Source organism: Streptomyces sp. NPDC048392 (assembly GCF_043200575.1).
GTDB lineage: Bacteria > Actinomycetota > Actinomycetes > Streptomycetales > Streptomycetaceae > Streptomyces.
In genome coordinates this window covers 286,299-311,668 of sequence record NZ_JBICYB010000001.1, presented here as the reverse complement: position 1 = coordinate 311,668, position 25,370 = coordinate 286,299, and the positions used below count along the sequence as shown (strand labels likewise).

Annotated in this window: 21 protein-coding genes and 1 pseudogene; 6 read left to right on the top strand and 16 right to left on the bottom strand. The window is 72.8% G+C overall.

Annotation, left to right across the window (positions count from 1 at the left end; genetic code table 11):
• Positions 1-87: 87 nt before the first annotated feature.
• On the top strand, positions 88-1,779 hold the full coding sequence (locus ACGFYH_RS01255; RefSeq protein ID WP_393801038.1) for a pyridoxal phosphate-dependent aminotransferase: 1,692 nt from the start codon (positions 88-90) through the stop codon (positions 1,777-1,779).
• Positions 1,780-1,795: 16 nt separating this feature from the next.
• Here ACGFYH_RS01255 and ACGFYH_RS01250 read toward each other — a convergent pair whose 3' ends face one another.
• The 14 genes from ACGFYH_RS01250 to ACGFYH_RS01185 form a co-directional block, all read right to left on the bottom strand.
• The gene (locus ACGFYH_RS01250; RefSeq protein WP_393801037.1) at positions 1,796-3,091 is read right to left on the bottom strand and encodes a lytic murein transglycosylase; all 1,296 of its coding nucleotides are present in this window, start codon (positions 3,089-3,091) and stop codon (positions 1,796-1,798) included.
• A gap of 121 nt (positions 3,092-3,212) precedes the next feature.
• Positions 3,213-4,004, bottom strand: a complete 792-nt coding sequence (locus tag ACGFYH_RS01245; protein ID WP_393801036.1) for a hypothetical protein — start codon at positions 4,002-4,004, stop codon at positions 3,213-3,215.
• Between the two features lie 47 nt (positions 4,005-4,051).
• Positions 4,052-4,600 (bottom strand): hypothetical protein, encoded by a 549-nt coding sequence (locus ACGFYH_RS01240; protein WP_393801035.1) that lies wholly within the window; start codon positions 4,598-4,600, stop codon positions 4,052-4,054.
• Positions 4,601-4,625: 25 nt separating this feature from the next.
• Entirely contained in the window at positions 4,626-5,351 is a 726-nt protein-coding gene (locus ACGFYH_RS01235) for a hypothetical protein (protein ID WP_393801034.1), read from the bottom strand.
• Entirely contained in the window at positions 5,348-5,899 is a 552-nt protein-coding gene (locus tag ACGFYH_RS01230; protein WP_393801033.1) for a hypothetical protein, read from the bottom strand. Before ACGFYH_RS01230 ends, ACGFYH_RS01235 begins: the two co-directional genes overlap by 4 nt.
• On the bottom strand, positions 5,896-7,182 hold the full coding sequence (locus ACGFYH_RS01225) for an MCE family protein (RefSeq protein ID WP_393801032.1): 1,287 nt from the start codon (positions 7,180-7,182) through the stop codon (positions 5,896-5,898). Before ACGFYH_RS01225 ends, ACGFYH_RS01230 begins: the two co-directional genes overlap by 4 nt.
• A complete protein-coding gene (locus tag ACGFYH_RS01220) occupies positions 7,179-8,360 on the bottom strand; it encodes an MCE family protein (RefSeq protein WP_393801031.1) in 1,182 nt (393 codons plus the stop codon). Before ACGFYH_RS01220 ends, ACGFYH_RS01225 begins: the two co-directional genes overlap by 4 nt.
• A complete protein-coding gene (locus ACGFYH_RS01215) occupies positions 8,357-9,379 on the bottom strand; it encodes an MCE family protein (protein ID WP_393801030.1) in 1,023 nt (340 codons plus the stop codon). The genes ACGFYH_RS01220 and ACGFYH_RS01215 overlap by 4 nt, the downstream gene beginning before the upstream one ends.
• Positions 9,376-10,419 carry an MCE family protein gene (locus tag ACGFYH_RS01210; RefSeq protein ID WP_393801029.1) on the bottom strand — a complete coding sequence of 348 codons (1,044 nt, stop codon included), beginning with the start codon at positions 10,417-10,419 and terminating at the stop codon, positions 9,376-9,378. The genes ACGFYH_RS01215 and ACGFYH_RS01210 overlap by 4 nt, the downstream gene beginning before the upstream one ends.
• Complete coding sequence (locus tag ACGFYH_RS01205) at positions 10,416-11,480, bottom strand: MCE family protein (RefSeq protein ID WP_393801028.1); 1,065 nt, start codon at positions 11,478-11,480, stop codon at positions 10,416-10,418. Before ACGFYH_RS01205 ends, ACGFYH_RS01210 begins: the two co-directional genes overlap by 4 nt.
• A complete protein-coding gene (locus ACGFYH_RS01200) occupies positions 11,477-12,733 on the bottom strand; it encodes an MCE family protein (RefSeq protein ID WP_393801027.1) in 1,257 nt (418 codons plus the stop codon). Before ACGFYH_RS01200 ends, ACGFYH_RS01205 begins: the two co-directional genes overlap by 4 nt.
• Before the next feature lies 1 nt (position 12,734).
• Entirely contained in the window at positions 12,735-13,541 is an 807-nt protein-coding gene (locus ACGFYH_RS01195) for an MlaE family ABC transporter permease (protein ID WP_393801026.1), read from the bottom strand.
• A 5-nt stretch (positions 13,542-13,546) separates the two neighbouring features.
• Entirely contained in the window at positions 13,547-14,311 is a 765-nt protein-coding gene (locus ACGFYH_RS01190; RefSeq protein ID WP_393801025.1) for an MlaE family ABC transporter permease, read from the bottom strand.
• Positions 14,308-15,327, bottom strand: a complete 1,020-nt coding sequence (locus tag ACGFYH_RS01185) for an ABC transporter ATP-binding protein (RefSeq protein WP_393801024.1) — start codon at positions 15,325-15,327, stop codon at positions 14,308-14,310. Before ACGFYH_RS01185 ends, ACGFYH_RS01190 begins: the two co-directional genes overlap by 4 nt.
• 654 nt (positions 15,328-15,981) lie before the next feature.
• Here ACGFYH_RS01185 and ACGFYH_RS01180 point away from each other — a divergent pair.
• The 4 genes from ACGFYH_RS01180 (at position 15,982) to ACGFYH_RS01165 (ending at position 20,799) form a co-directional block, all read left to right on the top strand.
• The gene (locus tag ACGFYH_RS01180; RefSeq protein WP_393801023.1) at positions 15,982-16,623 is read left to right on the top strand and encodes a hypothetical protein; all 642 of its coding nucleotides are present in this window, start codon (positions 15,982-15,984) and stop codon (positions 16,621-16,623) included.
• Positions 16,624-16,735: 112 nt separating this feature from the next.
• Entirely contained in the window at positions 16,736-18,349 is a 1,614-nt protein-coding gene (locus tag ACGFYH_RS01175; protein ID WP_393801022.1) for a DUF6801 domain-containing protein, read from the top strand.
• A 98-nt stretch (positions 18,350-18,447) separates the two neighbouring features.
• Positions 18,448-19,389: a hypothetical protein gene (locus tag ACGFYH_RS01170; protein ID WP_393801021.1), complete on the top strand. Its 942-nt coding sequence runs from the start codon at positions 18,448-18,450 to the stop codon at positions 19,387-19,389.
• 183 nt (positions 19,390-19,572) lie between these two features.
• Positions 19,573-20,799 carry a PucR family transcriptional regulator gene (locus ACGFYH_RS01165; RefSeq protein WP_393801020.1) on the top strand — a complete coding sequence of 409 codons (1,227 nt, stop codon included), beginning with the start codon at positions 19,573-19,575 and terminating at the stop codon, positions 20,797-20,799.
• On the opposite strand, the pseudogene ACGFYH_RS01160 reads toward ACGFYH_RS01165, so the two are convergent.
• Together ACGFYH_RS01160 and ACGFYH_RS01155 are read right to left on the bottom strand one after the other, a co-directional pair.
• Positions 20,774-20,971: pseudogene (locus ACGFYH_RS01160) on the bottom strand (hypothetical protein); the annotation flags it as partial. The gene ACGFYH_RS01165 and the pseudogene ACGFYH_RS01160 sit on opposite strands and share 26 nt — an antisense overlap.
• Positions 20,972-21,287: 316 nt before the next feature.
• Complete coding sequence (locus ACGFYH_RS01155; RefSeq protein ID WP_393801019.1) at positions 21,288-21,941, bottom strand: DUF4360 domain-containing protein; 654 nt, start codon at positions 21,939-21,941, stop codon at positions 21,288-21,290.
• A gap of 439 nt (positions 21,942-22,380) precedes the next feature.
• Here ACGFYH_RS01155 and ACGFYH_RS01150 point away from each other — a divergent pair, with 439 nt between their 5' ends.
• Positions 22,381-25,368 carry a beta-galactosidase gene (locus ACGFYH_RS01150; protein ID WP_393801018.1) on the top strand — a complete coding sequence of 996 codons (2,988 nt, stop codon included), beginning with the start codon at positions 22,381-22,383 and terminating at the stop codon, positions 25,366-25,368.
• The last annotated feature ends 2 nt before the right edge of the window (positions 25,369-25,370 follow it).

Below are 25,370 nucleotides of genomic sequence, written 5' to 3'. Positions count from 1 at the left end.
CACACGCGTTGAACGGTGCCCCGCGCGCCGCCGTATGTAGGGGCGGCCCGTGTCCCCCGCACGGGCCGCCCACCTACGGAGGTCCACTTGTCCGGCAACGTCACCTCGTTGTTCCGCAGCACCGCGGCGCACAGCCCGTCGATGGCGGCGCTGACGCGGGAGAGCGGCGAGGCGGCGGGTGCCGGGCCGGTGGACTTCTGCATCCCCTGCAACCCGTACTTCCCCACCCCGGCGATGTTCGACGAGATGGCCGGACGGCTGCGCGACATCATCACGTACTACCCGAGCAGCGCCGACACCATCACCGCCGAGCTGTGCGGTCTGCTCCAGCTCCCGCCGCAGTGCGTGGCGATGGGCAACGGCTCCACGGAACTGATCACCTGGATCGACCACCTGCTGGTCCGGGAGTCCCTCGCCGTGCCCGTCCCCACCTTCGGCCGCTGGACCGACCAGCCCATGGAGACCGGCAAGCGGGTCGACATGTTCCCGCTCCAGGAGGCCGGTGGCTTCGCCCTCGACCTCGCCCGGTACGCCGAGTTCATCCGGGCCAGGGGCACCCGGACCGTGGTGATCTGCAACCCCAACAACCCCGACGGCGGCTATCTGCACAAGCAGGCGCTGGTGCGGTTCATGGACGCGATGGCGGACCGGGACCTCCTCGTGATCGACGAGTCGTTCCTGGAGTTCGCCGACGCCGAGAACGAACCCAGCGTGGTCCAGGAGGCGATGCTGCGCCCCAACGTCGTCGTGCTGCGCAGCCTCGGCAAGAACTTCGGGCTGCACGGCATCCGCTTCGGCTACCTCGTCGCCAACCCGGCGCTCGCGGGCCGGATACGCGCCATGCTCCCCAAGTGGAACCTCAACTCCCTAGCCGAGCACGTGGTGTTCATGCTGCGCGACCACGGTGCCGAGTACGCGCAGAGCCTGCGCCAGGTGCGCCGCGACCGGCTGGAGATGACCGGCCGGTTGTCCGCGCTGCCCGGCCTGACCGTCTACCCCTCCCAGGGCAACTTCCTCTTCGTACGCCTGCCCGTGGGCGCGGAGGGCACCGTCGTCCGGGACCGCATGCTCACCGAGCACCGGGTCCTGGTCCGTGAGTGCGGCAACAAGATCGGTTCGTCCAGCCGCTTCCTGCGTCTCGTGGTGCGTCCCCAGGCGGACGTGCGTCGCCTGGTGTCCGGCCTGGGCCAGGTGCTCTACGGGTCCGGGAGGGAGACCGCCGTGCCCGAGCCGGCCGCGGGGACCGGCTACAGCTCGGGCACGGCGGCGGTGGACCGCCTGATGAACGAGACCAACGGGTCCGGCATGCGCGCCCTCACCCCCCAGACCGCCGGTGCCGGTGTCCCGGAGCTCCCCGCCGCTCCGGCCCCCACCGCCGGCACCGGCACCGGCATGCCGCTCCCCGCCGCGGTGCCCGTCGCTCCGGCGGCGGCCGCCTTCGGCCCGGTGCCGGTGCCGGTGCCGGTGCCGACGGCATCCCAGCAGGGCCCGCAACCGGCCCCGGCCCCCCAGCCGGTGCCGTATCCCGGAGCGCCGTACCCCGGAGCGATGCCGGTCCCCCAGCCGGCACCGTTCCCGCAGCCCGTGCCCGCCCCGCAGCCCGTGCCCGCCCCGGTTCCGGCGCCGGCCGCCTCGTATCCGCCGCCCACCGGACCCACCCCGCCCGGCGTCCCGGCCCGCGGTGGCCTCACGGCCGCTCAGGTCCGGGGCACCAACGGCCTGGAGTCGGTCCCGGCGACCGGGTGGCCGAACGCGGCGGGGATGGGCCGGGCGGGCTGAGCCCGGCCGGCCGCGCCTACTCGGTCGAGGTGGTCGCGGTGGCGGAGGTGGTCGACGGGGTCGGGCAGGGTGAGCCGGTCGGGGAGGCCGTGGGGTCGGGGGACGGGGTGCCCGGCTCCGGGGAGCAGCCGTCCGTGGCCGTCGGCGAAGGGCTCGGGCCGGTCGGGTCCGGCGACGGTGCCGGGGACCCGGTGGGACTCCCGGTGGGGGTCCCACCGGGCGGTGTGGAGGGCTCCTGGCCGGCCGGGGGCTCCGCCGGGGAGGTCGGGCGCGGACTGGTCGACGGCACGGAACGCGAAGGGGACGGGCCGGGGCCGCCCGGCGTGGTGCTCGGGTCCGGGCCGATGACGATGCCGCCGCCCTCGTTCCCGCCGCCCGCGCCGCCGTCCCCCTTGCCGCCCTTGCCGCCGTTCTCCCCGTCGACGGGTTCTGTCGCCGGGGTGCCGCCGCCCGCGCCGGGGCTTCTGGGGACGACGCCCTTGCCGTCCGGGACGGTGTGGACTCCCCGGCTGTAGAACTCCAGCCAGTGCCGGACCAGTTCCAGGTAGGTGCGGGAGTTGTTGTAGGCGAGGACCGCCCGGTCCAGGTCCGCCGCCCGGCCCAGGTCCCGGTCGCCGGCGCACAGGTAGTGCCCGGCCGCCAGCGCCGCGTCGAAGATGTTGTCCGGGTCGGCCCGGCCGTCGCCGTTGCCGTCCGCGCCCCAGCGGGCCCAGGTGGACGGCAGGAACTGCATCGGGCCCACCGCCCGGTCGTAGACCGCGTCCCCGTCGTGGACGCCCCCGTCCGTGTCCCGGATCAGGGCGAAGCCCCGGCCGTTGAGGGGCGGCCCGGTGATGCGGCCCAGCGTCGTGCCGTTCCGGTCGACCGCGCCGCCGCGCGCCTGGCCGGACTCGACCTTGCCGATCGCCGCGAGCAGTTCCCAGGGCAGCCGGCAGCCCGGGTCCGTCCTGCCGACGGTGGTCTCGGCGGCTCGGTAGGCGCGCAGCACGGTGGCCGGGATGCCCGACTGGACGCGCAGGTCCTCCCGCCCGGGCACCGGAGCGGCCGGCGTGCCGTTCCGCGGTACCAGGGGCGGGAGTTCGGTGTGGTAGGAGCCGTCACCCGGCGGAGCGAGCCCGGCGAACGGGCCGCCCGGCGTCCACGGGCTCAGGGTGTCGGCGACCGGCCCGGTGCGGGGGCCCTCCGCCTCCCCGGTGAGGCCGGGGGCCTGGGAGGCGGTGAGGGCCGCCATGGCCGCCACGGCGAGGGCGGTCGTTCGCAGTCCCCTGCGGCCCCGGCCGGCGTACAGGCGTCGGGCACGGCGTACGGACATGGTCGTCACTCCTGTCGGATCCGTCGGAGGTGCGGAGGTCGGAGAGCGGAGAGCGGGAGGCGGGGCCTGGCACGGGAGGGCCGGGCCGGGAGGCGGGACGCGGGTGCCGGCAGGCGCGGTCTCAGCGGCCGAAGGTGTCGATGGCGGAGACGAGCCAGCGTCCGTCGCGCTGCACGACCTCGGCGGCGAGCATGGCCGCCGCGTACACGCCCTCGTCCTTCGCGGCGCTCTCGCCCTTGCCGGCCTTGTCCCCCTCCCCCTCCCCCGCCGTGGTCCCGGCGGTGGCGACGCTGCTCTGGTCGGCGTAGACGAGGACCCGGGCCCGGTCGCCGTCGATCCGTTCGACCGCGCTCTCGGTGACCGTCGTGGTGATCACCGCCTTCTGTGCGTCGGCCCGTTCGCGGACGTCGGCGAGCAGGTCCCGGTGCTGGCCGACGGCCTTGCCGGTCAGGAGGTCACGCACGGCCTTGTCGAGCGCGCCGGGGTCGGCGTGGTCGTAGGAGAAGAGCCGGTCGACGGCCTTGGCCACCTGTCCCTTGATCTCGCTGGTGCGGGCGACGTCGGTGAGTGCGGTGTTGCTCCGCGCGGGCTCGGTCCTGAGCGCCTCGGCCCGCGCGTGTGCCCAGCCCGCGAAGGCGCCGAGGAGCACCGTCAGCGCGCAGAGCACACCCAGGCCCGTGGGGCGGCGCGGCCGGGTCCGGGTGGTCCGCGCGTCTCCGGCCGGGTCCGGCTCGGCCCTCCGCGCGGCGGACGGCCGCGGGGTGCCGACGGCGTCGGTGCGCGTCGGGACGGCCGTACGGCGCGGACCGGTACGGTCTCCCGTGGCCTCCGGGGGCCCGGCGGATACCGCGGGCCGGGTCTCGCGGGCCCGGCGGCGCCGCTGGCGGTTGATGTGGTGACGGGTCGTCGGCATGGTGCGGTGTCCTCCTCGCTGCGGCCGCTTCTGCGGTACGGGACCGGTCAGCCGGCCGATGTGCCGCCCACGGGTGCCTGGCCCAGAGCGCTCAGCTTCCACCGACCGTGGGTGCGGGTGAGTTCGCCGAGCATGCGGCTGTCCTTGTCGGTCTTCGCTCCGCCGGACGCCTTGACGGTGACGCGCAGGGCGACCAGTACCCGGGCGCGGCCGGCGCGGTCGTCGAGTTCGGTGACGGCGCCCGACAGCACCCGGGCCGTGCTGACCGTTTTCGCCTCCTGCACCCGGTCGGCGAACTCCGCACGCCCGGACGCCAGTTGCTCGTGCAGTTCGCCGGTCGTCGACGACTCCCAGAGGTCGAGGTCCCGCTTCAGCTCACGGTGGTCGAGCGTGTTCAGGTTCTGCACGGCCTGCTCCCCCGCGGTGAGTGCCGCGTCCCGCTGCGCGGCGTACGTGGCCTGCTCGTCGTGGGCCGCCCGGTACCAGTCCTGGCCCGCCCACGCCGCGAAGCCGCCGGCGACGAGGGTGAGGGCGAGGGCGAGGGCCGGCAGTGTCCGGAGACGGCCTCCGGGGAGGACGCGGACCGCGCGTTTCATGGGGTGCTCCCGTCTGCCGCGCATGTCAGCGGGCCTTGATGTCGACGATCCGCCACCGGTCGTCCTCGAGCCGTGCCGTGACCGTGAGCTGGGCCGCCGCGGTGGTGGCCTCGTCGTCGCGCCTGCTCTCGCTCTCGCCCTTGCCTTCGCTCCCGTTCTCGCTCCGGCCGCGGTGGGAGGTCTGGTCGAGGAAGACCAGCAGGCGGGCCTTGTCGCCGTCGAGTTCGATCACTCCGGTGCGGACGGCCCGGGTGCTCAGGGTGACGCGCTGCTCGGTGAGGTCGCCGCGGACCCGGGCGAAGAGGGTCTCGTACTGGCGGGCGGCGCGGCCGTCGAGGACGGTGCGTGCGGAGCGCTCGGCGGCCGCGGTGCCGTCCGGCGTGTAGGAGAAGACCCGGGCGAGGGCGTCGCCGATGTCTCCGGCGACGCGGGAGGTGGCCTCGGTGTCGGTGAGCGCGTGGTTCCGGGCGGGTGCGGCCGACCTCAGCTGGTGGGCCGCGTAGAAGAAGCCGCAGCCGCCGAGGACGAGGACCGCGGCGGTTCCGGCCAGCACGGCCCGTCGCACCCGCGCGCCCGGCAGGCGGCGGGCGGGGGCGTCGCCGGTCGCGTCCCCGGCGGGCCGGGGCCCGTGACCGCTGCCCCTCCCCGCGGACTCGTGACCGCTCCCCCTCCCCGCGGACTCGTCCGCCGGGGCCGCCTCCGTGCCGGGCTCCGGTCGGCCGCCCCCGCGCGGCGGCCAGGTCGGCGTCATCGGTCCCCGCCCTCCTCAGTACCTGTCGCGCCCTTCGCGCCCTTCGTGGCCTGCTCCTCCGTGACCGGTACGGCGCTCAGCGCCCTCACCTTCCACTCCCCCTCGCCCGTGCGGGCCAGGACCGCCTCCAGGCGCTTGCGGTCGGTGGCCGGCTTGTGCGTCCCGGCGGATGTGACCTCGACGCGCACGGTGGCGATGAGCTCGGCCGTGCCGGACCGGGTGTCGAGCGCGGTGACGGCGGCCTCGGTGACCGTGGCGCGCGCCGAGGCTCCCGTCCCGGCCTCGGTGCCGCCGAGTTCCTCACGCAGCGGCCCGGTGGAGACGGCGCGCCAGTTCCCGACACTCCGCTCCGCCCGCTGCCGGGTGGAGGCGTCGAGCGAGGTGAGTACGGCGATGGCCTTCCGCCCGTCGGCGAGCGCCTCGTCCCGCTCCCTGCCGTACGCGAGCGAGTCGTCGGCGCGTGCCCGCGCGTACGTCCACGCGCCGGTGCCGCTCAGGCCCAGGGCCAGCGCGAGCCCCGCCGCGGTGAGGACCCGGGCCCGCCTCATCGCGTGCTCCCGGTGGCCGGGGCGAGGAGACCGGTGAGGCCGGCCGGTGCCTCGCCGCTCTGTCCCGGCAGGGCGAGTGCGCCGGGGAGAGCCGCGGCACCGCCGCCCTTCGGGGTTCCGGTTCCGGCGCTGCCCGAGGGCAGGGTGCCGGGCCTGGCCGGGTCGGGTACCGCGCCGCCCTTCGGGGCGTTCGCCGAGCCGCGCACGTTCGACCCGCTCGCGGCCGGTGCGGTGCAGGCCGCGCCGGTGTTGAGGGCGGGCGCCGTACCGAGGTCGAGGCCGTTGCGGTAGCGCGTACCGCCGTACCCGTCGGTGCAGGGCAGGGGGGTGAAGAAGGTGACGGCCATGCCGAGGTTCAGCTTCCCTCCGTCGACGGCGGTGGCTCCGGCGGCGACGGCCGCCGGGTACTTCACGAGGAGTTCCTCGATGCCGCGCTGCCGGGTGACGGCGACCTCGGAGGTGGTGAGGAGGTTGGCGAGGACGACGCCGAGGCTCGGGTCGAGGTCCCGCAGCAGGCCGCTGACCTGGGTGGCGGCATCGGGGGTGACGGCGAGGAGGCGGCGCAGGTCGGCGTCGGAGCCCTTGAGGGCGCCGGCCAGCTCCTTCGCCCCGGCGGCGAAGTCGCGGATGGCCACGGCCTCCTGCGCCTGGGTGCGCAGGACGGTCTCGCCGTCGTCGATGAGCAGGGTGGTGGACGGCAGGGCGCGGTCGGCCGCCCTGACGAAGTCGCTGCCGCTGTCGAGCAGCACCTGGAGGTCGTCGCCGTGTCCTTCGAAGGCCTTGCCGAACTCGTCGACCACCGTGCGCAGGTCCTCCAGCGGTACCGACCTCACGAGGTCGTCGACGCTGGTGAGGACGTCGGTGACGGGTGCGGGCACCTGGGTGTCGGCCTGTTCGATGCGGGTGCCGTCGGCGAGGTAGGGGGAGCCGTCGCTCTCGGGCCGCAGGTCGATGTACTGCTCGCCCACGGCGGAGAGCCCGGCGACCACGGCCTTGGTGTCGGCGGGGATGCGGGGGGCGGACTTCCTGATGCGCAGTTCGGCGACGACGCCCTCGGCGGTGAGGCCGATCGGGCCGACGCGGCCCACCGAGACACCCCGGTAGGTGACGTCCGAGTGGGTGAACAGGCCTCCCGTGTGCGGGAGTCGCACGTCGACGGTGTAGTAGTCGGCGACGCCGATGTACCGGCCGAGGTCGGCATAGCGGATGCCGAGGAACGAGAGAGCGAGGACGGCGACGAGGAGGAAGGCGAGGTTCTTCAGCCGTACGGCGGGGGTGATCACCTGCTCCCACCTCCGGACCCGGACACGGAGGGCAGCGGCAGCGGCGAGGCGGGCCCCTTCCGCGCGGCCGGGCCCGCCCCGCCGTACACCGTCGCGGACGCGGACGGAGAAGGCGTGCCCTCGGTCACCAGCGGCGGGATCACCTCGGTCCCCGGTACGGCGGTCATGCTCAGGTACGCGTTGAGGTAGTCGCCCTTCACTCCGCGCAGCACCTCGTCGGTGAACGGGTACGTCAGCAGCACCTGGAGCGAGTCGGGCAGGTCCGTGCCCGCGTCGGCGAGCGCCTTCAGCGTCGGCGCGACGGCCTTGAGGTCGGCGATCATGTCGTCCTTGCTCGCGTTGATCGTGGAGACGGCGACGCCGGAGAGCGTGTCGAGGGAGCGCAGCATGGTCAGCAGCGAGCCGCGCTGCTTCTCCAGCGTCTTCAGTCCGGGCGAGAGGTCGGTGAGGACGGTGCCGACGTCCTCCTTGCGGGTGGCGAGGGTCGAGGAGAGCCGGTTGACGGCGTCGAGGGCGTCGGTGATGTCTCCCCGGTGGTCGTCGAGATCGCTCACCAGGGTGTTGACCCGCTTCAGCACGGAGCGGACCTCGGGTTCGCGGCCGCCGAGCGCCGAGTCGAGTTCCCGGGTGATGGTCTTGAGCTGGTTGACGCCGCCGCCGTTGAGGAGCAGGGACAGCGCGCCGAACACCTCCTCGACCTCGGTGCTGCGGCCGGTGCGGGCCGGCGGGATGACGCTCCCGTCGGTCAGCCGGCCTCCTCCGCTCCCGTCGGCGGGTGCGGCGAGCTGGATGTACTTCTCGCCCAGCAGGCTGGACTGTTCGAGCCGTGCGGTGGTGTCGGCGGGCAGCCGCACATCGCCGTTGATCTCCATGGTGACGCGGGCCGCCCAGTCGTCCTCGCCGAGTTCGATTCCGGTGATCCGGCCGACGGCGACGTCGTTGACGCGCACCGCGGAGTGCGGGACCAGACTGAGCACGTCCTGGAGTTCCGCGGTGACGGTGTAGGGGTGGTCGCCCAGGTCGGCGCCGCCCGGCAGCGGCAGGTCCTCGATCCCGTCGAAGCCGCTCGGTACGACCGTGAGCCCGCCGAGGGTCAGGGCGAAGGCGAGACCTACGGCGATCAGTGAGCCCGCGGTGAGCCCGGCGGCCCGGCCCGCGGTGAACGTGCCGCGCTTCATCGGCCGTCTCCCTTCTGCCCGTCGGCCGCACCGGCCACGGGCAGTGGCAGCAGGGGACCGCCCATACTGATCTCGTTGAGGTCGGCGCGGCCGTCGAGGGTGCGGGTGTCGGGGTCGTAGGCGTTGACGATGTTGCCCGCGGCCAGTGGTGCCACGTCCAGCGCCTCGGCCAGCGAGGCCCGTTGCTCGACCAGGGTCCGGGTGATGGGGACGAGCCGGTCGACGTTCTTCCTCAGCTCGCCCCGGTTGTCCTCGATGAAGGTCTTGACCTGGCCTAGGGCCTTGCCGAGTTCCTTCAGCGCACCCGTGAGGTCGTCCTTGTTGTCGGCGAAGAAGCCGACGACCTCGTCCAGGCGTTCCTGCGCGGTGCGCACGTCGGTGTCCTTGTTCTTCAGCATGGTGGTGAAGGTCTGGAGGCTGCTGAGCGTCCTGAACAGGTCGCCGCTGCTGCCGTCGAGGGTCCTGGCCGCCTTGCCGAACTCCTCGACGCTGTCGCCGATGGCCTCGCCGTTGCCGTCGAGGTTGTCGGCGCCGGTCTTCAGCAGTCCGGACAGGGCCCCCTCGGAGTTGGCGCCGTCCGGGCCGAGGGCGTCGCCGAGTTCGGTGATCGAGTCGTAGATCTGGTCGATCTCGACGGGGACGTGGTTGCGGGAGGCGGGCAGTACGGCGCCGTCGGCGAGGGCGGGGCCCCGGCTGTAGGCGGGGGTGAGCTGCACGTAGCGGTCGGCGACGACACTCGGCGCGACGACGACGGCCCGCGCGCCCTCGGGGGCCTTGACCCCGTCGTCCAGGCGGAGGCCGACGCGGACCCTGGTGCCCTCGGGCCGCACCGACTCCACCTCGCCGACCCGTACACCGAGGATGCGCAGGTCGGAACCGGCGTAGACGCCGACGGCGCGGTCGAAGTAGGCGGTGACGCGGGTTCCGTCGGCTTCGAGGGCCCCGGCGGCGACCAGGCCGCCGGCGGCGAGCACCACGAGGGCGAGCACACCGGTGAGGATCTTTCGGCCCCGGGTCATCGCTCACCACTCCCCCGGGCCGCCGCCGGCTGTTTCGGCGGCAGGCATCCGGTCCCGGGCCGGGAGGTCTCGGGCAGGTAGTCGCGGGGCACGACACCGCACAGGTAGCTGTCGAACCAGCGGCCGTTGCCGAGGGTGTTGCCGACCAGGCGGTAGTACGGGCCGACCAGCGCGAGGGTCTTGCCGAGCTGGGTGTTGTTCTTCTCCAGGACGGCGGTGACGCGGCCGAGGGCCTTGAGGGTGGGGCCGAGCCGCTTCTCGTTGTCCTCGACGAGGCCGCCGAGTTCGGTACCGAGGTCCTGGCTGCCCTTGAGCAGGGCGCTGATGGCCGCGCGGCGGTCCCTCAGTTCGCCGAGCAGGGAGCCGCCGTCCTCGATGAGGGTCTCGAAGCTGGACCTCCTGTCCTTCAGCGTCTTGGTGAACCTGGCGCTGCCCTTGAGGAGTTCGGAGAGTTCCGTGTCGCGTTCGGAGACGGTCCTGGACAGGTCGGACAGGCCGGTGGCGGCCTTGCGCACGTGGGGCGGGGAGTCCTCGAAGGTGTCGGAGATGGTCTCGAAGCTCTCCGCGAGCCGCCGGGTGTCGATGTCGTCGACGGTGCCGCTGAGGTCCTGGAACGCCTGGGTCACGTCATAGGGGGAGGTGGTGCGGGCCAGCGGGATGCGGCTGCGGGGGTCCTGCCGGCCGGAGCCGAGCGGGTCGAGCGCCAGGTACTTGTCGCCGAGGACGGTCTTGATGGCGATGGCGGCGGTCGTGCGGTCGCCGAGCCAGGCGTCCTCGACCTCGAAGCGGACCTTCACCTTGGCACCGTCGAGCGTGACGCCGGTGACCCGGCCGACCCTGACACCCGCGATGCGCACCTCGTCGCCCTCGTCCAGGCCCGCCGCCTCGGAGAAGTCGGCGCTGTAGGTGGTGCCGCCGCCGAGCGGCAGCCGGTCCACGTGGTAGACGAGGAGGGCGATCACGGCGAGGACGAGCAGCCCGACGACGCCGACGGCGACGGGGTCGCGTTCCTTGACCGGTTTGACGTGCGGACGCTTCATCCGCGGCACCTCGATTCGGTGATCGCGACACCGGTCGGCGGTTCGGAGCCGTCGGAGGTGGTCACTCCGCTCACGCGCGCCTCGCAGAGGTAGAGGTTGAACCACGATCCGTAGGAGGACAGTCGGGACAGGGCGGTCATCTTGGCGGGGGTCCGTTCGAGGAAGTCCTCGATCTGCGGCGTGTGCTCGCCGAGGCTGGTCGAGAGCCGGCCCAGTTCGCGGATGTCCCTCTTGAGGGGCTCCCGCCCGTCCGCTAACAGGCCGGCGGTGACGGTGGTCAGGTCGCCCATGGCCGCGACGGCCTTGCCGAGGGGTTCGCGGTCCTCGTTGAAGCCGGTGACGAGTTCACGGAGGGTGACGACGAGGTCGTCGAAGCCGTCCTCGCGGTCGTTGAGGGTGTCCAGGACGGTGGTGAGGTCCTCGACGACCTGGCCGATGACCTTGTCCTTGGCTGCGACGGTGGTCCCGAGCGAGCCGATGTGGCGGATCAGGCTGTCGACGGTGGTGCCCTCGCCCTGGAGCACCTGGACGATCGACCCGGCGAGTTCGTTGACGTCCTTCGGCGAGAGTCCTTCGAACAGCGGTTTGAAGCCGTTGAAGAGCAGGGTCAGGTCGAGCGCGGGCGTGGTGCGGTCGAGCGGGACGGTGCCGCCCTCTTGGAGGGTTCCGGTGAGATCGCCGCTGCCGCGGCCGAGGGCGACGTAGCGCTGGCCGACCATGTTGAGGTACTTCACGGCGGCGGTGGTCGACCGGGGCAGTCTGCGGTCCTCCCGGACGGTGAAGGTGATCTGCGCGGTGCGCCGGTGCACGACGCGTACGTCGGTCACCTCGCCGACCGTCACTCCGGAGATCCGCACGCTGTCGCCCTCGACGAGTCCGGTGACGTCGGTGAACAGGGCCTTGTAGGTGCTGGTGCGGGTGCCGGAGTCGACACCGGTGCCGGCGACGCTCAGGCCCAGTACGGTCGTGGCGAGGGCGGTGACCACCACGAAGACGAGGGACTTGAGCAGCGGCCCGGTCAGCGGGCTGCGCCGGGTGTGCGCGTGGTCGGTCCCGGTCATCCGAGGGTCACCTCCGTACCGCGGTAGACGGGGCCGACGAGCAGGCTGCTCCAGTCGGGCAGGTCACCGGGGCTCTCACCGGCGGCGGGGGCGAGGAGTTCGTTGACGAGGTCGTTCTCCGACGGGGAGTTGGCGGGCCCGAGGTCCTGGTCGGCCGCGTCGGTGGCGGCCCGTGCGGTGGGCCGGGGCAGCGGGCCGACGTAGGGCACGGAGGGGCAGCGGGGCCCGCCGCCGGAGTCGTACGCCGGGGTGTCGCGGCCGGGGCGGTAGGCGCCGCGGGAGGTGACGGTGGTGACGTCGACGTGGATGCCGGGCCGGTCGGTGCCCTTGCCGAGCGCCTTGTCCATGGCCGGGACGAACTCGGCGAGGGTGCGCAGGGTGCAGGGGAAGGCCGAGGAGTACTCGGCGAGCAGTTCCAGGGTGGGCCGGCTCGTGGCGCCGAGCCGGATGATGTTGTCCTCGTTCTTGCGCAGGAAGGCCGTCGTGTCCTCGGCCGTCCGGGTCGTGGCACCGAGGGTGGCGGCGAGTCCGGCCTCCTGTTCGGCGAGGGTGCCGCTGGTGGTGGTGAAGTCGGTGAGCGCCGTGATGATGTCGGGCGCCGCGTCCGCGTAGACATGGCTGACCTTCACGAGTTCCCTGAGGTCGCGGTTGAGGGCGGGCAGGCTGGGGTTGAACTCGGCCAGGTGCTCGTCCAGCAGGCTCAGCGTCTCGCCGAGCCGCTCGCCGCGCCCTTCCAGGGCCTGCGAGACGGCCGACAGGGTCGAGGAGAGCTTCTGCGGCTGGACGGCGGTGAGCATCGGCAGGACGTCGTCCAGCACCTGCTGGAGTTCGATCGCGTTCGCGGACCGGTCCTGGGGGACGACGGCCCCGGCGGCCAGGGGCTCGGCCGAGGGGTTCTCGGGCGGTACGAGGGCCACGAACCGCTCGCCGAACAGGGTGGTCGGCAGCATCTGCGCGCGGACGTCGGCCGGTACGTCGTCCAGCGCCCCGGGCTTCATGGCGAGGGTGATCCGGGCCCCGCCGCCGGTGGCGTCGATGGCACGGACCTCGCCGACGACGACGCCGCGCAGCTTCACCTCGGCGCCCGGGTGCATCTGGTTGCCGACGCTGCCGGTCTCGACGACCACCGGGTCGGACTCGGTGAACTCCTTGTCGTAGACGGCGACGGCCAGCCAGATCAGCAGGGCGGGCACCAGCACGAACACCACCCCGGCCAGCCGGTGGCGCAGCGTGTGCTCTCGTGGTCCGCTCATCTCACCCCGCCACCTTCACGGTCGTGGTCGCGCCCCACAGGGCCAGCGACAGGAAGAAGTCGGTGACGCTGATCAGCACGATGGCGTTGCGCACCGACCGGCCGACGGCGGCGCCGACACCGGCGGGCCCGCCCGAGGCGCGGTAGCCGTGGTAGCAGTGGGCGACGATCACCATCACGCTGAAGATCAGCACCTTCAGTACGGAGAGCAGCACGTCCGTCGGGGAGAGGAAGAGGTTGAAGTAGTGGTCGTACGTCCCCCGGGACTGCCCGTTGAACAGGACGGTCACATAGCGGGAGGCGATGAAGGAGGAGAGCAGCCCGATCGCGTAGAGCGGGACGATGGCGACCACGCCGGCGATGATGCGGGTGGTGACCAGGTAGGGCATGGAGCGGATGCCCATGCCCTCCAGGGCGTCGACCTCCTCGTTGATGCGCATGGCGCCGAGCTGGGCGGTGAAACCGGCCCCGACGGTCGCGGAGAGGGCGAGTCCGGCGACGAGGGGGGCGATCTCGCGGGTGTTGAAGTAGGCGGAGACGAATCCGGTGAACGCGGCCGTGCCGATCTGGTCGAGGGCCGCGTAGCCCTGGAGTCCGACGACGGTGCCGGTGAAGAGCGTCATCGCGATCATCACGCCGATGGTGCCGCCGATGACGCCGAGACCGCCGGAGCCGAAGGCCACCTCGGCGAGCAGGCGCTGCACCTCCTTGAGGTAGCGGCGCAGGGTCCGCGGGATCCACAGCAGTGCCCGGACGTAGAACAGCAGTTGGTCGCCGGAGCGGTCGAGCCGGACGAGCGGGGAGGCCATCCGCCTCAGCCTCCCTTCGGCGGGACGATCTGGAGGTAGACGGCCGTCATCACCATGTTCACGAAGAAGAGCAGGAGGAACGTGATGACGACGGACTGGTTGACGGCGTCGCCGACACCCTTGGGGCCGCCGCGCGGGTTGAGACCCCGGTAGGCGGCGACGATGCCCGCGATGAACCCGAAGACCAGCGCCTTGAGTTCGCTGACGTACAGGTCGGGCAGCTGGGCGAGGGCGGAGAAGCTGGAGAGGTAGGCGCCGGGGGTGCCGCCCTGCATGACGACGTTGAAGAAGTAGCCGCCGAGGATGCCGACGACGGACACCAGGCCGTTGAGCAGGACCGCGACTCCCATGGCGGCCAGCACCCGGGGCACGACCAGACGCTGCACCGGCGAGACGCCCATGACCTCCATCGCGTCGAGTTCCTCGCGGATCCTGCGGGAGCCGAGGTCGGCGCAGATGGCCGAGCCGCCGGCGCCGGCGATCAGCAGGGCGACGATGAGCGGGCTCGCCTGCTGGACGACGGCGAGGACGCTGGCGCCTCCGGTGAACGACTGGGCTCCCAGCTGTTCGGTGAGGGAGCCGACTTGGAGGGCGATGACGGCGCCGAAGGGGATGGAGACGAGGGCGGCGGGCAGGATGGTCACGCTCGCGACGAACCAGAACTGCTCGACGAACTCCCGGAACTGGAAGGGTCTTCGGAAGACGGCACGGACGACTTCGGCGGCGAGCGCGAAGAGCCGGCCGGTCTGCCGCAGCGCACCGGTGATCACGCGCCGCTCCCGGCGGCGGGCATCGGCAGGGTGGCCGCCTCCGAGTGCTTCGCGTAGGTCTCCCGGATGGCGGAGCGCGCGGCGGGCGGCAGCGTGTCGATCATGCGCATGACACGCTCACGCCGCCGGGCGACGGCCTGCCGCGCCGGGAGGCCGGGCGACGGCTCCAGCTGCGGGACGATCGTCCGGGGCGCGGCGGGGGCGGCGGAGGCGGCGGAGGCGGCACTCGCCTCGGCGGCGAGGGTGGCCGCGTCCTTCTCCTCCGACATCCCGATGGGGCCCTCGCGCCGGCCGCCCAGGAACTGGGACACGACCGGTTCGTCGCTGGTGAGCAGCACCTCGCGCGGGCCGAAGGCGACGAGTTCGCGCAGGAAGAGCATCCCCATGTTGTCGGGGACGGTGGCGGCGATGTCGAGGTTGTGGGTGACGATCAGCATCGTCGCGTCGAGCTGCGCGTTCAGGTCGATCAGCAGCTGGGAGATGTAGGCGGTGCGGACCGGGTCGAGGCCGGAGTCCGGTTCGTCGCACAGGATGATCTGCGGGTCGAGTACGAGCGCGCGGGCCAGTCCGGCCCGCTTGCGCATGCCGCCGCTGATCTCTCCCGGAAGCTTTCCCTCCGCGCCCAGCAGTCCGACGACCTCGATCCGCTCCATCACGATGCGGCGGATCGCGGACTCCTTCTTGCGGGTGTGTTCACGCAGCGGGAAGGCGATGTTGTCGAAAAGGGACATGGACCCGAAGAGGGCCCCGTCCTGAAACATGAGGCCGAACATTTTACGGGTCTCGTAGATGTCCCTTTCCGGGCTGTTCACCATGTCCACTCCGTTGATGAGGACACGGCCCTTCTCGGGTTTGAGCAATCCTATGAGCGACTTCAGGAAAACGGTCTTACCAGTGCCGGACGGGCCCAGCATCACGCTGATCTCTCCGGCCGGAAGAGTGAGTGACACGTCTCGCCAGATGCTCTGCTTACCGAAGGACTTGGTCAGACCTTCGACCACTACTTCGATTCCCATATCACCTCCAGCGGACGTCAATCGGAAACGCGCTGCGGGCCCGCACGTTAAGTCGGTGCGGAGGACCCTGACAACGGGTGCGGCACGGATCTCCGGCAACCCCGCCGAACTTGTCACCGCGCAGACAACACGCCGTCCCCGCACTTGTCTCCGGGGAGACAGGGCAGGGTCTCGCGGGCCCGGGGGGTGTGGAGCCGCGGGACCCTGCCGACGGGCACCCCGGCCCGACGGGAGGGCGGGCCGAAAAGCGTCCGTCATGGCTCCGGCCGACGGGGGCCACCGGCCTGGAACCGAGCACCACACCGGCACGTTACGGCCGAGTAACCTCGGTGGGCAACACCGGAATCGGAGTTTTCCGGGATGGCGACTTCGGCCATCCGGAACCTGTCAGGGAAGTCACAAAAACCTCTCGGTAATGTGTCAACAGGTGAGCATCACGGCCCCGCGCGCAGGGCGCCGCGGTGAACGTCACCGGCTCCGTTCACACGTACCGGACTTGGCGTCACGTGAGTAAGGGCAACCACCGATCACTCACCCCGGAAACAGCTGGTCCCACTTTTGAAAGAATCATGGACTACCGCATTGTTCGGCTAAGTTTCCCGCAAGTAACGTCGTGGCTCTCTTCCGGTCAACCCTCAAGGAGAGTCCCAAGCCATGAAGAAGAACACGAGAAGGTCGGCCATCGTGGTGTGTGCGGCCGCGTCGGCGCTGGGCCTCGCCGTCGGCCCGTCCACGGCGGTGCCCTCCACGGTGTGGACCGTCACGCCCGCGCCGGCTTCGTTCAAGGCCACGAACGCCGGCAACATCGTACTGACCGCCACCATCCCGATGACCTGCACGGTCTCGGGCGCGGAGGGCGTGATGAACAGCACCACCGGCAACCCCGGGGACGTCGCCGACATCACCACCATGACCTTCGGTTCGTCCACCTCCCCGTGCACCAGTGTCCTGGGCAACGTCACCACCACCTCGGTCACCCCCTGGGACGTCATCGCGGTGGACTACAACGCCTCGACGGGGGTCACCAAGGGCTACATCGGCAACGTCAAGGCGCAGGTGACCGCCGGTGCCTGCAAGTTCACGGTGCAGGGCAAGGCCTCGGCCACCTACACCAACTCCACCGGCGTCCTGGCCGTCAGCAGTGCCGCCGGTGACCTGTCGGTCGCCGGCAGCCCCGCACCGGTCAACTGCGGCGCGGTGGTCACCCCGGCCACCAAGCCCACCTTCAGGGGCAACTACGCCGTCAAGGTGAAGAGCACGAACGCCATCCCGACCATCGTCGGTTCCAACCCGTAGGCCGCCGCCGCGCACGTCCGCCCGGCCGGCACCCCGGCCGGGCGTTCGCGGGCTGTGTGCCACGCCTCCCCGGCACCGGCCCTCTTCGTCCGAGCCATCCGAGCGGAGTCGCATGAAAGCCCCACGAGCCGCCGCACCGCGGCCACCCCGGGTCCGCGCCCGGACCACCTCCATCGCCGCCTTCGTCGTGCTCGCCGCCCTCGTCCCGACCACGGCCTCCGCCACGGGCACCCAGGAGGCCGAGGCCGAACTCCCCTACGTCTGCGCCCTTCCTTCGGGGCAACTGCCCGCGACGGTGCGGATATCGGCCAAGTTTCCCAAGCGGGCCGGGGCGGGCGAGGCGTTCTCGCCGTCCGGCGTCACCACCACCGTGGAGCTGCCGGCGGAGGCGGTCGCGGACCTCACCGCGCGCCATGCGGCCGAGGTGCGGGCGGCGACCCGGCTCGCCGTGGGCGTCACCCAGAACGCGGCCGCGGCCACGGCGACCTGGCGGGGCGGCGCCGAGCCCGTCCCGCTGCCCGCGTCGGGACCGCTGACGCTGGTCTCGAAGGGCGACGTGCCCTCGGTGGCCGGCCGGGGCGACGGCGACCTGACGTTCTCCGCGGGCGCCCTCGCGATCGACCTGGCCCTCGGCGCGGCGGACCCGGCCGCCTCCGGCGCGGCCGCCGGGGACCCCGGCTCGCTGACCGTCGACTGCGCCCTGGCCGAGGACGCGCCGGACCAAGGGCTGCTGGCCACCGTGCCGGTCGGCACGGGCGGCCCTGGACCGGGCGGTTCGCCGTCCCCGTCCGGGTCCGCCGGCGCCTCCGAACCCCCGGCCGGGGCCGGGCGGCGGGACGGGCCGGGGGGCCAGCGGGAGGAGCGGCAGGGGGAGCGGTCGCCGAAGGTGCTGGAGAACTCGCCCGGCACCGCCACGGGCGGCGACGTACCACCGTGCCGCTACGACGAGCAGCACCCGCCCACGGACGTGTCGCTGAACGCCTACGTCACCGGCTACGCCAACGTGACGAAGATGAAGGGCGCCGCGTACCTCCCGCCCGCCTGCGTGCTGATCGAGCAGGGGGTCCCCGTGATGGGGCCTCCGGACCCGGACTACCTCATCTTCGACACCGTGTCGTACGCCAGGTTCCACTACCGGGGACACGAGCGGACACCGCCGTTCCCGAGCACTCTCCTGTCCTTCGACTTCGCCCCCGTGAAGGCCACCATGGTGCTGGAGCAGACGGGCCCCATCAGGATCGACTCCCGCATCAGGATGCGCCTCACCGACTTCACCACGATCACGGACACCTACGTCCGGGCCCCGTTGGTCCTGCACGTGATCGACCTGGAGGTCAACGGGACGCCGCTGGATGTCGGGCCGGGGTGCCGGACCGAGAAGTCACTCACCTCCGTCGACCCGGACCCCGCGAACCATCCCGGTGACCACCTGGTGCTGTACGGCCGGGGCGAGCAGATCATCGGCCAGCAGGCCACCGGTTACCTGCTCCTCAGCGGCGGCGCGCTGTCCGGCGAGACGGCCATCCCGGCCTTCACCGGCTGCGGCACCGCCGGCGAGGACCTCGACCGGCTGCTCACCGCCTCCGTCTCCGGTCCCGGCAACCTCGTCAAGCAGATCCAGGGCCAGACGTGCGCGATCGCCGCCCCGGTGTTCCCGAGCCCGACCAACGAGGGCCAGTGCACGGAGGACCTCCAGCCCTACGAGATTCCCGTCGCCGAGCGCTGAGGAGGCCCACCTCCGTCCGCCCTGCCCCGGCCCGCCGCACCTTCCCTCCCCCGCACCCTCCCTCCCCCGCACCCCCACCTCCACGGAAGGCCACCACCATGCTCCCGATCTCCACCCGCACCCGGCTCGCCACCGTGTCCGCGCTGACGGCACTCGGCGCCTTCGCCTCCCTCGGCACGGCGACGGCCGCCGACCCCGCGCTGAACGGCGGGTGGGCCCCCTCCACCCGCTGTCCCGTGGACGCCCCGGCGATGCTGGCCGCCGACGGCTTCGACAAGACCCCGCAGTGCGTGGTGTCCACCTCCACCAGCGGCTCCATCAAGCTGGGCGACACCACCGTGGTCACGGGCAAGACGAACCTCCAGATCGGCGTCGTCCAGAACGCGGACGGCACCAGCAGCGTGGTCGCCCCGGCCTCCGGCGCGCTGGTCGCCGAGCCCGCCGCCGTGCCCGGTGGACTGCTCGGCCTGATGTGCCCGAGCGACATCTTCGTGATCACGGGCATCTGCAGGTCGCTGGAGAACTCCGGCCTCAACAGGATCACCGCGACCATGGAGTCCGTCGGCGCGCCCTACGCCTTCGACCAGACCGCGGGCGTCCTCACGGACATGCCCATCGTCGCCCTGCCGGTCCGCATCCACCTGGAGAACCCGCTCCTCGGCGGCAACTGCTACATCGGAACGGCCGCGAATCCGATCGTGCTGCGCCCGGAGAACCGCACCTTCCCGGAGTTCGGCATGTCCTTCTTCCGGGGCGACGGCACCGCGGACGCGGCAGGCGAGATGAGCCGCATCGACCTCACCGGCGCCACCCAGAACGACAGCACCTTCGCGGTGCCCGGCGCGACCGGCTGCGGCCTGAACGTGGGTCTGATCAACGCCGCGGTCAACGCCAAGACCGGGCTGCCCTCGGCCGCCGGGAACAACAGCCTGACCCTCTCCGACACCCGGACCCACCTCACCGGCCTCAACGCGCCGGGGACCGTCGCCCCCGACGCCGGCAAGGTCCTGGCGGAGAACTGGCACTCCGCCGTCAAGTAGCGGCCACGGGCCCACACAAGGGTGGCACGATTCCTCCCCACGAGATGTACACCACAAAGAAGTTGATTTACCGTCGGCTTGCCAAGCCGGTGAACACCCAGTGGACCGGTCCGGGTGCCGCCCGACGCGTGCGGGGCCCGGCCGGCCGCCCCACCGGACACGTCGCAGACCAAGGGAACAGTCATGCCCTCAATCGCGCGTCCGTCGGTGCTCGGTGAACCGCTCGACCCCCTCCCCAAGAAGTTCGCGGCCTTCATGCGACCGTTGCTGCCGGGGCTGCTGAACGAGATACGGACCGAGGTCACCCGCAGCTACCCGGTGTACGGCAGGCTGCTCAACGGTCCGGACGGGGACGCCATCCGCCAGGGCGTCGAACAGGCCCTGACCGCCTTCGTGGACCGTGTGGCCGATCCCGGCAGCAGCTCGGAACTGCGGGACGAACTGCTGCGCAGGTTCGGCCGGGTGGAGGCCTACGAGGGACGCGACCTGGAGGTCCTGCAGGGGGCCTACCGGCTCGGCGCCCGCATCGCTCTGCGCCGGGCCAAGACCCTGGGACGGCAGCACAGCCTCTCCCCCGCACTGATCCTCGCCTTCGCCGACGCCCTCTTCGCCTATGTCGAGGAACTGGAGACGATCACCCGCGAGGGATACGCGGAGGTGCGGGAGCGAGCGGCCTCGGAGGAGTCCGCGTTACGAAGACAGTTATTGCACTTCCTGCTGACCGCCTCGCCGCTGCCCCGGACGACCGTCGCTGAACTGTGCAAGGCCGCCGCCTGGGAGCTGCCCCGGTCCTGCTTCCTCGTCGCCCTGGACCCCCCGGCACCGGAACACATCCAGGCGGCGCTCGACCGGGATGTCCTCGCCGACCTGGACATACCGCAGCCGCACCTGCTCGTCCCCGGGGACCTCACCGCCGCCCGCCTCGACATGATCCGTACGGCCCTGGCAGGCACCCGCGCCGCGGTGGGCCTGACCGTACCGATCGCGCAGGCCGCCGACTCCGTCCGCTGGGCCCGCCGTGTGCTTCAGCTCGTCGACGACGATGTCATACCCGACGCCCCGCTGATCCGCTGCGAGGATCATCTGACGACCCTGTGGCTGCTGTCCGACTCCGCCCTCGTCGACCGTGTCGCGGCCCGGGAACTGGCCCCGCTCGACGAGCTGCCGGCCAAGCGGCGCGACCGGCTCGTCGAGACCCTCCGCGTCCACGTCTCCACCCGGGCGCCCGCGGAGCAGGTCGGCGAGATGCTGGGTGTGCACGCCCAGACCGTCCGCTACCGCCTGCGGACGCTGGACGCCTATCTGGGCGACCGGCTCGCCGACCCCGACCACCGCTTCGCCCTCGAGGTGGCCCTCCGCTCGCTCCACCTGCGCAGCCACGACGGGCGGTGCGGTCCGGGGGCGTCCTGATGCTGATGCCGCCGCCGGTGGCGTGGAGCTGGTACTGGCCGGAGGCGGTCCGGATCATCGTCGGGTCGTGGGTGACGACGGAGCCGGTGACCCGGCCCGGGTTGGGGTACGCCGACGCCGTGGAGGGGACGAGGGCGGGGCGCTCCTCCTGTCCGTTCCGCATGTCGAACATCGATCGCCCTTTCGGGCGGGAACGTAGAGTCGAACCCCTTGCGCGTCAACGGTCCGCGCGGCAGCGGCTGTCGACGCCCTGAGCGCCCCCGGTGCCGCGGATGGCGCACCGGTGAACTCGTGCCGGCGGGCGGGCGGCCGCCCGCCGTGCCGGTGCCGGTGCCGGTGAGCGTCGCCCGGTCCACGTGCGCGCGGGGCGAGCAGGCCCCGGCCGCGCCGCTGGACCGTGCCGAGGGGGCCCTGCGCCCGTCGGGCCTCGACCGCCGGGCCGGACCGGCGCAGGGCCGTACGCCGCGGGGTGACCGCGGACGGCCGGGTCAGGACTCCGGGCACTCCTTCCACGCCAGGTGGTACACGGTGCTGATGTCGCCGTCCGTCGAGTCCATCGTCATGAAGCTCACCTCGCCGGGGTCGGACGTCCCCGTGCTCACCCGCAGCTCGGTGTTGATGTTGAAGTTGCGCTGGACTCCGCAGGGCGCCCAGACCAGCTGGGCCCAGTCGGTGCTGTCGGTGGCCTGCCAGTTGTCGTCGTACGGGCCGCTGAAGGGGTGGGTGCGGTACTCGGTGTTCGGCGAGCCCTGGAAGTAGTACGAGGCCCGCTGCGTGCCCTTCGCGCCGGGCCGGAGGGCGGCGAAGCCGCGGTAGTCCGCGCTGGCGACGGCGTAGGTGAAGCCCTGCGGGACGTGGACGAGCAGGTTGAGCTGGCAGTTCTTGCGGAAGTCGGTGGGCGCCGAGCCGCCGCCCGCCTGGGCGAGGTAGTGGCTGTACGTGACGGTGAACGCGGTGTTGTCCTCGGAGACGGCGACCGCCGCCGTGCCCTGCGGACAGCCGGAGCCGTTCACCGTGGCGACCTTGATGACGATCTTGTCCGGCGGCGGGTCCTCGAACCCGCCGGAGGACTGGTGCTGCGCGGGCAGCACGGAGGTGAGGAGCGCGGCGATCGTGCCGCTCAGGAGCAGGCCGGTGGCCATGGGTCTCCCATCCCGGTCGGTGGGGGGTGGATGTGGTTGAATGTGTCCGCCATCTACACGTGTCGTGCACACGACATTCACGGAACGATCGCATCGTAGGGAGCCCCGCCGGGTGCCGACAGATGCTCCCCCGGCCATTCACACCGGCCGGTTCCCATCCGGCTCCCGACGACGCCGCCGCGCCGCGGGCCCCCGGGGCCCCCTCCAGAAATGTGTACGGAATCTCCTGCGCGGCGGGCCACGTCTCCCGTCCCGACCGGGTCCTGACCGGGGGGAGCGTCCTGCCGGACGGCCGGTTCCGGCGCCGCCCGTACCGCGTACTCCGCACGCGCCGGGAACCTCATGCCCGCCCTGGGGGCGTCCGCTGGGACAATGGCCCGGCACGGGCGGGCCCGCGCAGGTGGCGGGACCGGAAGTACAGGCAACAGGAGAGGCTCCCTTGGAGCTCAGCAGGTTCAGCAGACGAGCGTTCAGCGCCCTCGCGGGCACCACCGTCCTCGGCCTCGCGCTCGGCGGCAGCGTGAACAGCGCGGCGCTGCCCGGCTCCGGCGCTCCGGGCCCCGTGCCCACCGGGCCGCCACCCGGGCCGCCCGACGCCGACGGGGTGCGCCACCGGGTCGCCCTGGACCGGTACTCCCTGCTGGTGGACGGCAGGCGGCTGGCGCTGTGGTCCGGCGAGATGCACCCCTTCCGGCTGCCGAGCCCGTCCCTGTGGCGGGACGTGCTGCAGAAGATGCGGGCGTACGGCCACAACGCGGTCAGCGTCCGCCTCGCCTGGAACCAGCACTCCTCCGCCCCCGGCGCCTACGACTTCACCGGCGTCCGCGACCTCGACCTGTTCCTGCGCACGGCCGCCGGGTGCGGTCTGTACGTCGTCCTCGCTCCGGGCCCGTACATCGGCGCGGACGTGGACGCCGGGGGCCTGCCCGGCTGGCTGACGGCCGTCGAGGGCCGGGCCGGGACCACCGACCCCGCGTATCTGCGCCACGCCGACGAGTGGCTGAGCCGGGTCAACGCCGTGGCCGCCCGGCACCAGTTCACCCGGGGCACCGGCACGGTCCTGCTCTACCGGGCCGACACCCCCGAGCGCGCCGGCCTGGACCACCTGTACGAGAGGATCCGCGCCGACGGCATCGAGGTGCCGCTGTTGCACGCCGGCGCCCCGCTGGCCTGGGAGGAGCCCGCGCGGACCCGGGACGCCGCCGAGGCACGACGGGTCCACCTCGCGCGCCTGGCGCACGGGAGCACGCTGCACAACGTCCACATGGCGTTCGGCGGCACCTCGTGGGGCTGGCTGCCCGCGCCCTCCGCGCCCTCACCCACGTACGACCCGACCGCGGCGATCGACGAGGCGCGCAGGCCGACGGACAAGCTCGCCCCGCTCCATCAGCTCGGCCACCTTCTGCGCCACATCCCGGACTTCACCCGGATGGACGAGGCACCGGCGGTCCGGGCCGCGGACGCCCGCGTCCGGGTGCGGCACCTGGCCAACCCGGACACCGGCGCCCACGCGTACTTCCTGCGCAACGACTCCGCCGCCGACGTCACCTCGACCCTGCCGATGGGCGGGACCGACGTCGAGGTCACCGTGCCCGCCCGGGACGCCAAGCTGCTCGCCACCGGGCTCCACCTGGGCGCGGGGCGCAAGCTCGCGTACGCCACGGTGCAGCCGATGCTGTCCATGAGCGTCGGGCGGCTGGACATCGCCGCGTTCGTGGGGCGGGCCGGCGAGACGGCGCACCTGGTCCTGGACTGTCCGGACGAGCCGTGGCCGACCCGGCTGGACGAGGAGGCGGCCTGGGCCTTCGACCACGGCGAGCTGCATGTGATGGTGCCGCTGAAGGAGGACCGGCTGACCCGGGTGCGGGTGCGCGGCGGCGAGTCCGACCGCACCCTGCTGCTGCTCTTCGCCGACGACGCCGCCTCGCTGCGGCTGTGGCCGTACGAGACCCCGTCGGGCCGGGTGCTGGTGCGGGGACCGGAGCTGCTGCGCGAGGCCGCCCTGGACGGTGCCACGATCCGGCTGACCGGAGACACCGTCGAGGAGCGCGAGCTGGAGGTGTGGGCGCCGCGCGGCATCACCCGGGTCACCTGGAACGGCACGGTGGTGGAGGGCTCCCTGGGCCGCGCCCAGAGTCTGATGGCCGTGTGGCCGCTGCCCGGCGTGCCCGGACTGGTGCTGCCCGCACTCGACGGCTGGCGGCGGCGGGAGGAGAACCCCGAGTCCCGGCCCGACTACGGCGACCGGGGGTGGACGGTCGCCGACCGGCGCACGTCGCCCAGCACGACCCCGGTCCCGGAAGGGCAGCCCGTGCTGTTCGCCGACGACTACGGCTTCCACTACGGCGACGTCTGGTACCGGGGCCGTCTCGGCGGCGCCTCGGGCCTGGAATCGGTGTCCCTCTCCTACAGCACGGGTGCGCACGGGCTGCTGATGGCCTGGCTGGACGGGGAGCCGCTGGGCACCCACCGGACGGGGCCGCACGAGACCGGGGCGGGTACGGAGACCGGGGCGGGTACGGAGACCGGGGCGCATGCGAAGGCCGGGGCGCATGCGAAGGCCGGGACGGGTACGGAGACCGGGACGGATGCGAAGGCCGGGGCGCATGCGAAGGCCGGGACGGATGCGAAGGCCGGGGCGCATGCGAAGGCCGGGACGGATGCGAAGGCCGGGGCGCATGCGAAGGCCGGGGCGGACGGGAAGGGCACCTGGGCGGCCACGGCGGACTTCCCCCTGCCGGCCGCCCTGCGCGAGACGCTGCGCGAGCGGCGTGGCGACGGCACCCCGTCCGTCCTGTCCGTCCTGGTCCGGCGCACCCAGCACGCCCAGGGGGCCTACCGGGCGGCCCGCGGGCTGACGGCGGCCCGCTTCGAGGGCGCGTCGCCCGACGTGCGCTGGCGGATCATGGGCGCGGCCGCCCCCGACCCCGTGCGCGGACCGCTCAACACCGGCGGCCTGTACGGGGAACGGCACGGCTGGCATCTGCCCGGCTACGACGACGACCGCTGGGAGCGGGTGTCCTCGGCGTCCGCCTCCCGCGAGGAACGGCGCCAGGGCGTGACCTGGTACCGGACCGCGTTCCGGCTGGACGTCCCGCCGGAGGTCGACGCCTCGGTGGGTCTGGTCCTCGGCGACGACCGGGACGACGACCGGGACCGCGACCGCCGCGACCGCCGCGTCCAGGTGTTCCTGAACGGCTGGAACATGGGCGAGTACGTGGGCGGCCGCACGGGCGCGCCGCACACCTTCGTCCTGCCGAACGGCATCCTGCGTACCCGTGCCGCCGCCAACACCCTGGCCCTCGCGGTCCTGACCGACGGCGGCACGGCGCCGTGGCCCGGCACGGTGCGCCTGAAGCTGCTGGGCGGCGCGGCCGGGGGAGTGCCGGTGAAGCCCGTCCCCTCCCCCGGCCGGCGCCGCGGCTGACC

Excerpts from the sequence above, each read along its gene's own strand:
- ACGFYH_RS01155 (WP_393801019.1), bottom strand. The coding sequence starts at position 21,941 with ATGGCCACCGGCCTGCTCCTGAGCGGCACGATCGCCGCGCTCCTCACC.
- ACGFYH_RS01175 (WP_393801022.1), top strand. The coding sequence starts at position 16,736 with ATGAAAGCCCCACGAGCCGCCGCACCGCGGCCACCCCGGGTCCGCGCC.
- ACGFYH_RS01195 (WP_393801026.1), bottom strand. The coding sequence starts at position 13,541 with ATGGCCTCCCCGCTCGTCCGGCTCGACCGCTCCGGCGACCAACTGCTG.
- ACGFYH_RS01165 (WP_393801020.1), top strand. The coding sequence starts at position 19,573 with ATGCCCTCAATCGCGCGTCCGTCGGTGCTCGGTGAACCGCTCGACCCC.
- ACGFYH_RS01185 (WP_393801024.1), bottom strand. The coding sequence starts at position 15,327 with ATGGGAATCGAAGTAGTGGTCGAAGGTCTGACCAAGTCCTTCGGTAAG.
- ACGFYH_RS01235 (WP_393801034.1), bottom strand. The coding sequence starts at position 5,351 with ATGACGCCGACCTGGCCGCCGCGCGGGGGCGGCCGACCGGAGCCCGGC.
- ACGFYH_RS01250 (WP_393801037.1), bottom strand. The coding sequence starts at position 3,091 with ATGTCCGTACGCCGTGCCCGACGCCTGTACGCCGGCCGGGGCCGCAGG.
- ACGFYH_RS01205 (WP_393801028.1), bottom strand. The coding sequence starts at position 11,480 with ATGACCGGGACCGACCACGCGCACACCCGGCGCAGCCCGCTGACCGGG.
- ACGFYH_RS01210 (WP_393801029.1), bottom strand. The coding sequence starts at position 10,419 with ATGAAGCGTCCGCACGTCAAACCGGTCAAGGAACGCGACCCCGTCGCC.
- ACGFYH_RS01240 (WP_393801035.1), bottom strand. The coding sequence starts at position 4,600 with ATGAAACGCGCGGTCCGCGTCCTCCCCGGAGGCCGTCTCCGGACACTG.
- ACGFYH_RS01220 (WP_393801031.1), bottom strand. The coding sequence starts at position 8,360 with ATGAAGCGCGGCACGTTCACCGCGGGCCGGGCCGCCGGGCTCACCGCG.
- ACGFYH_RS01245 (WP_393801036.1), bottom strand. The coding sequence starts at position 4,004 with ATGCCGACGACCCGTCACCACATCAACCGCCAGCGGCGCCGCCGGGCC.
- ACGFYH_RS01215 (WP_393801030.1), bottom strand. The coding sequence starts at position 9,379 with ATGACCCGGGGCCGAAAGATCCTCACCGGTGTGCTCGCCCTCGTGGTG.
- ACGFYH_RS01170 (WP_393801021.1), top strand. The coding sequence starts at position 18,448 with ATGCTCCCGATCTCCACCCGCACCCGGCTCGCCACCGTGTCCGCGCTG.
- ACGFYH_RS01230 (WP_393801033.1), bottom strand. The coding sequence starts at position 5,899 with ATGAGGCGGGCCCGGGTCCTCACCGCGGCGGGGCTCGCGCTGGCCCTG.
- ACGFYH_RS01180 (WP_393801023.1), top strand. The coding sequence starts at position 15,982 with ATGAAGAAGAACACGAGAAGGTCGGCCATCGTGGTGTGTGCGGCCGCG.
- ACGFYH_RS01200 (WP_393801027.1), bottom strand. The coding sequence starts at position 12,733 with ATGAGCGGACCACGAGAGCACACGCTGCGCCACCGGCTGGCCGGGGTG.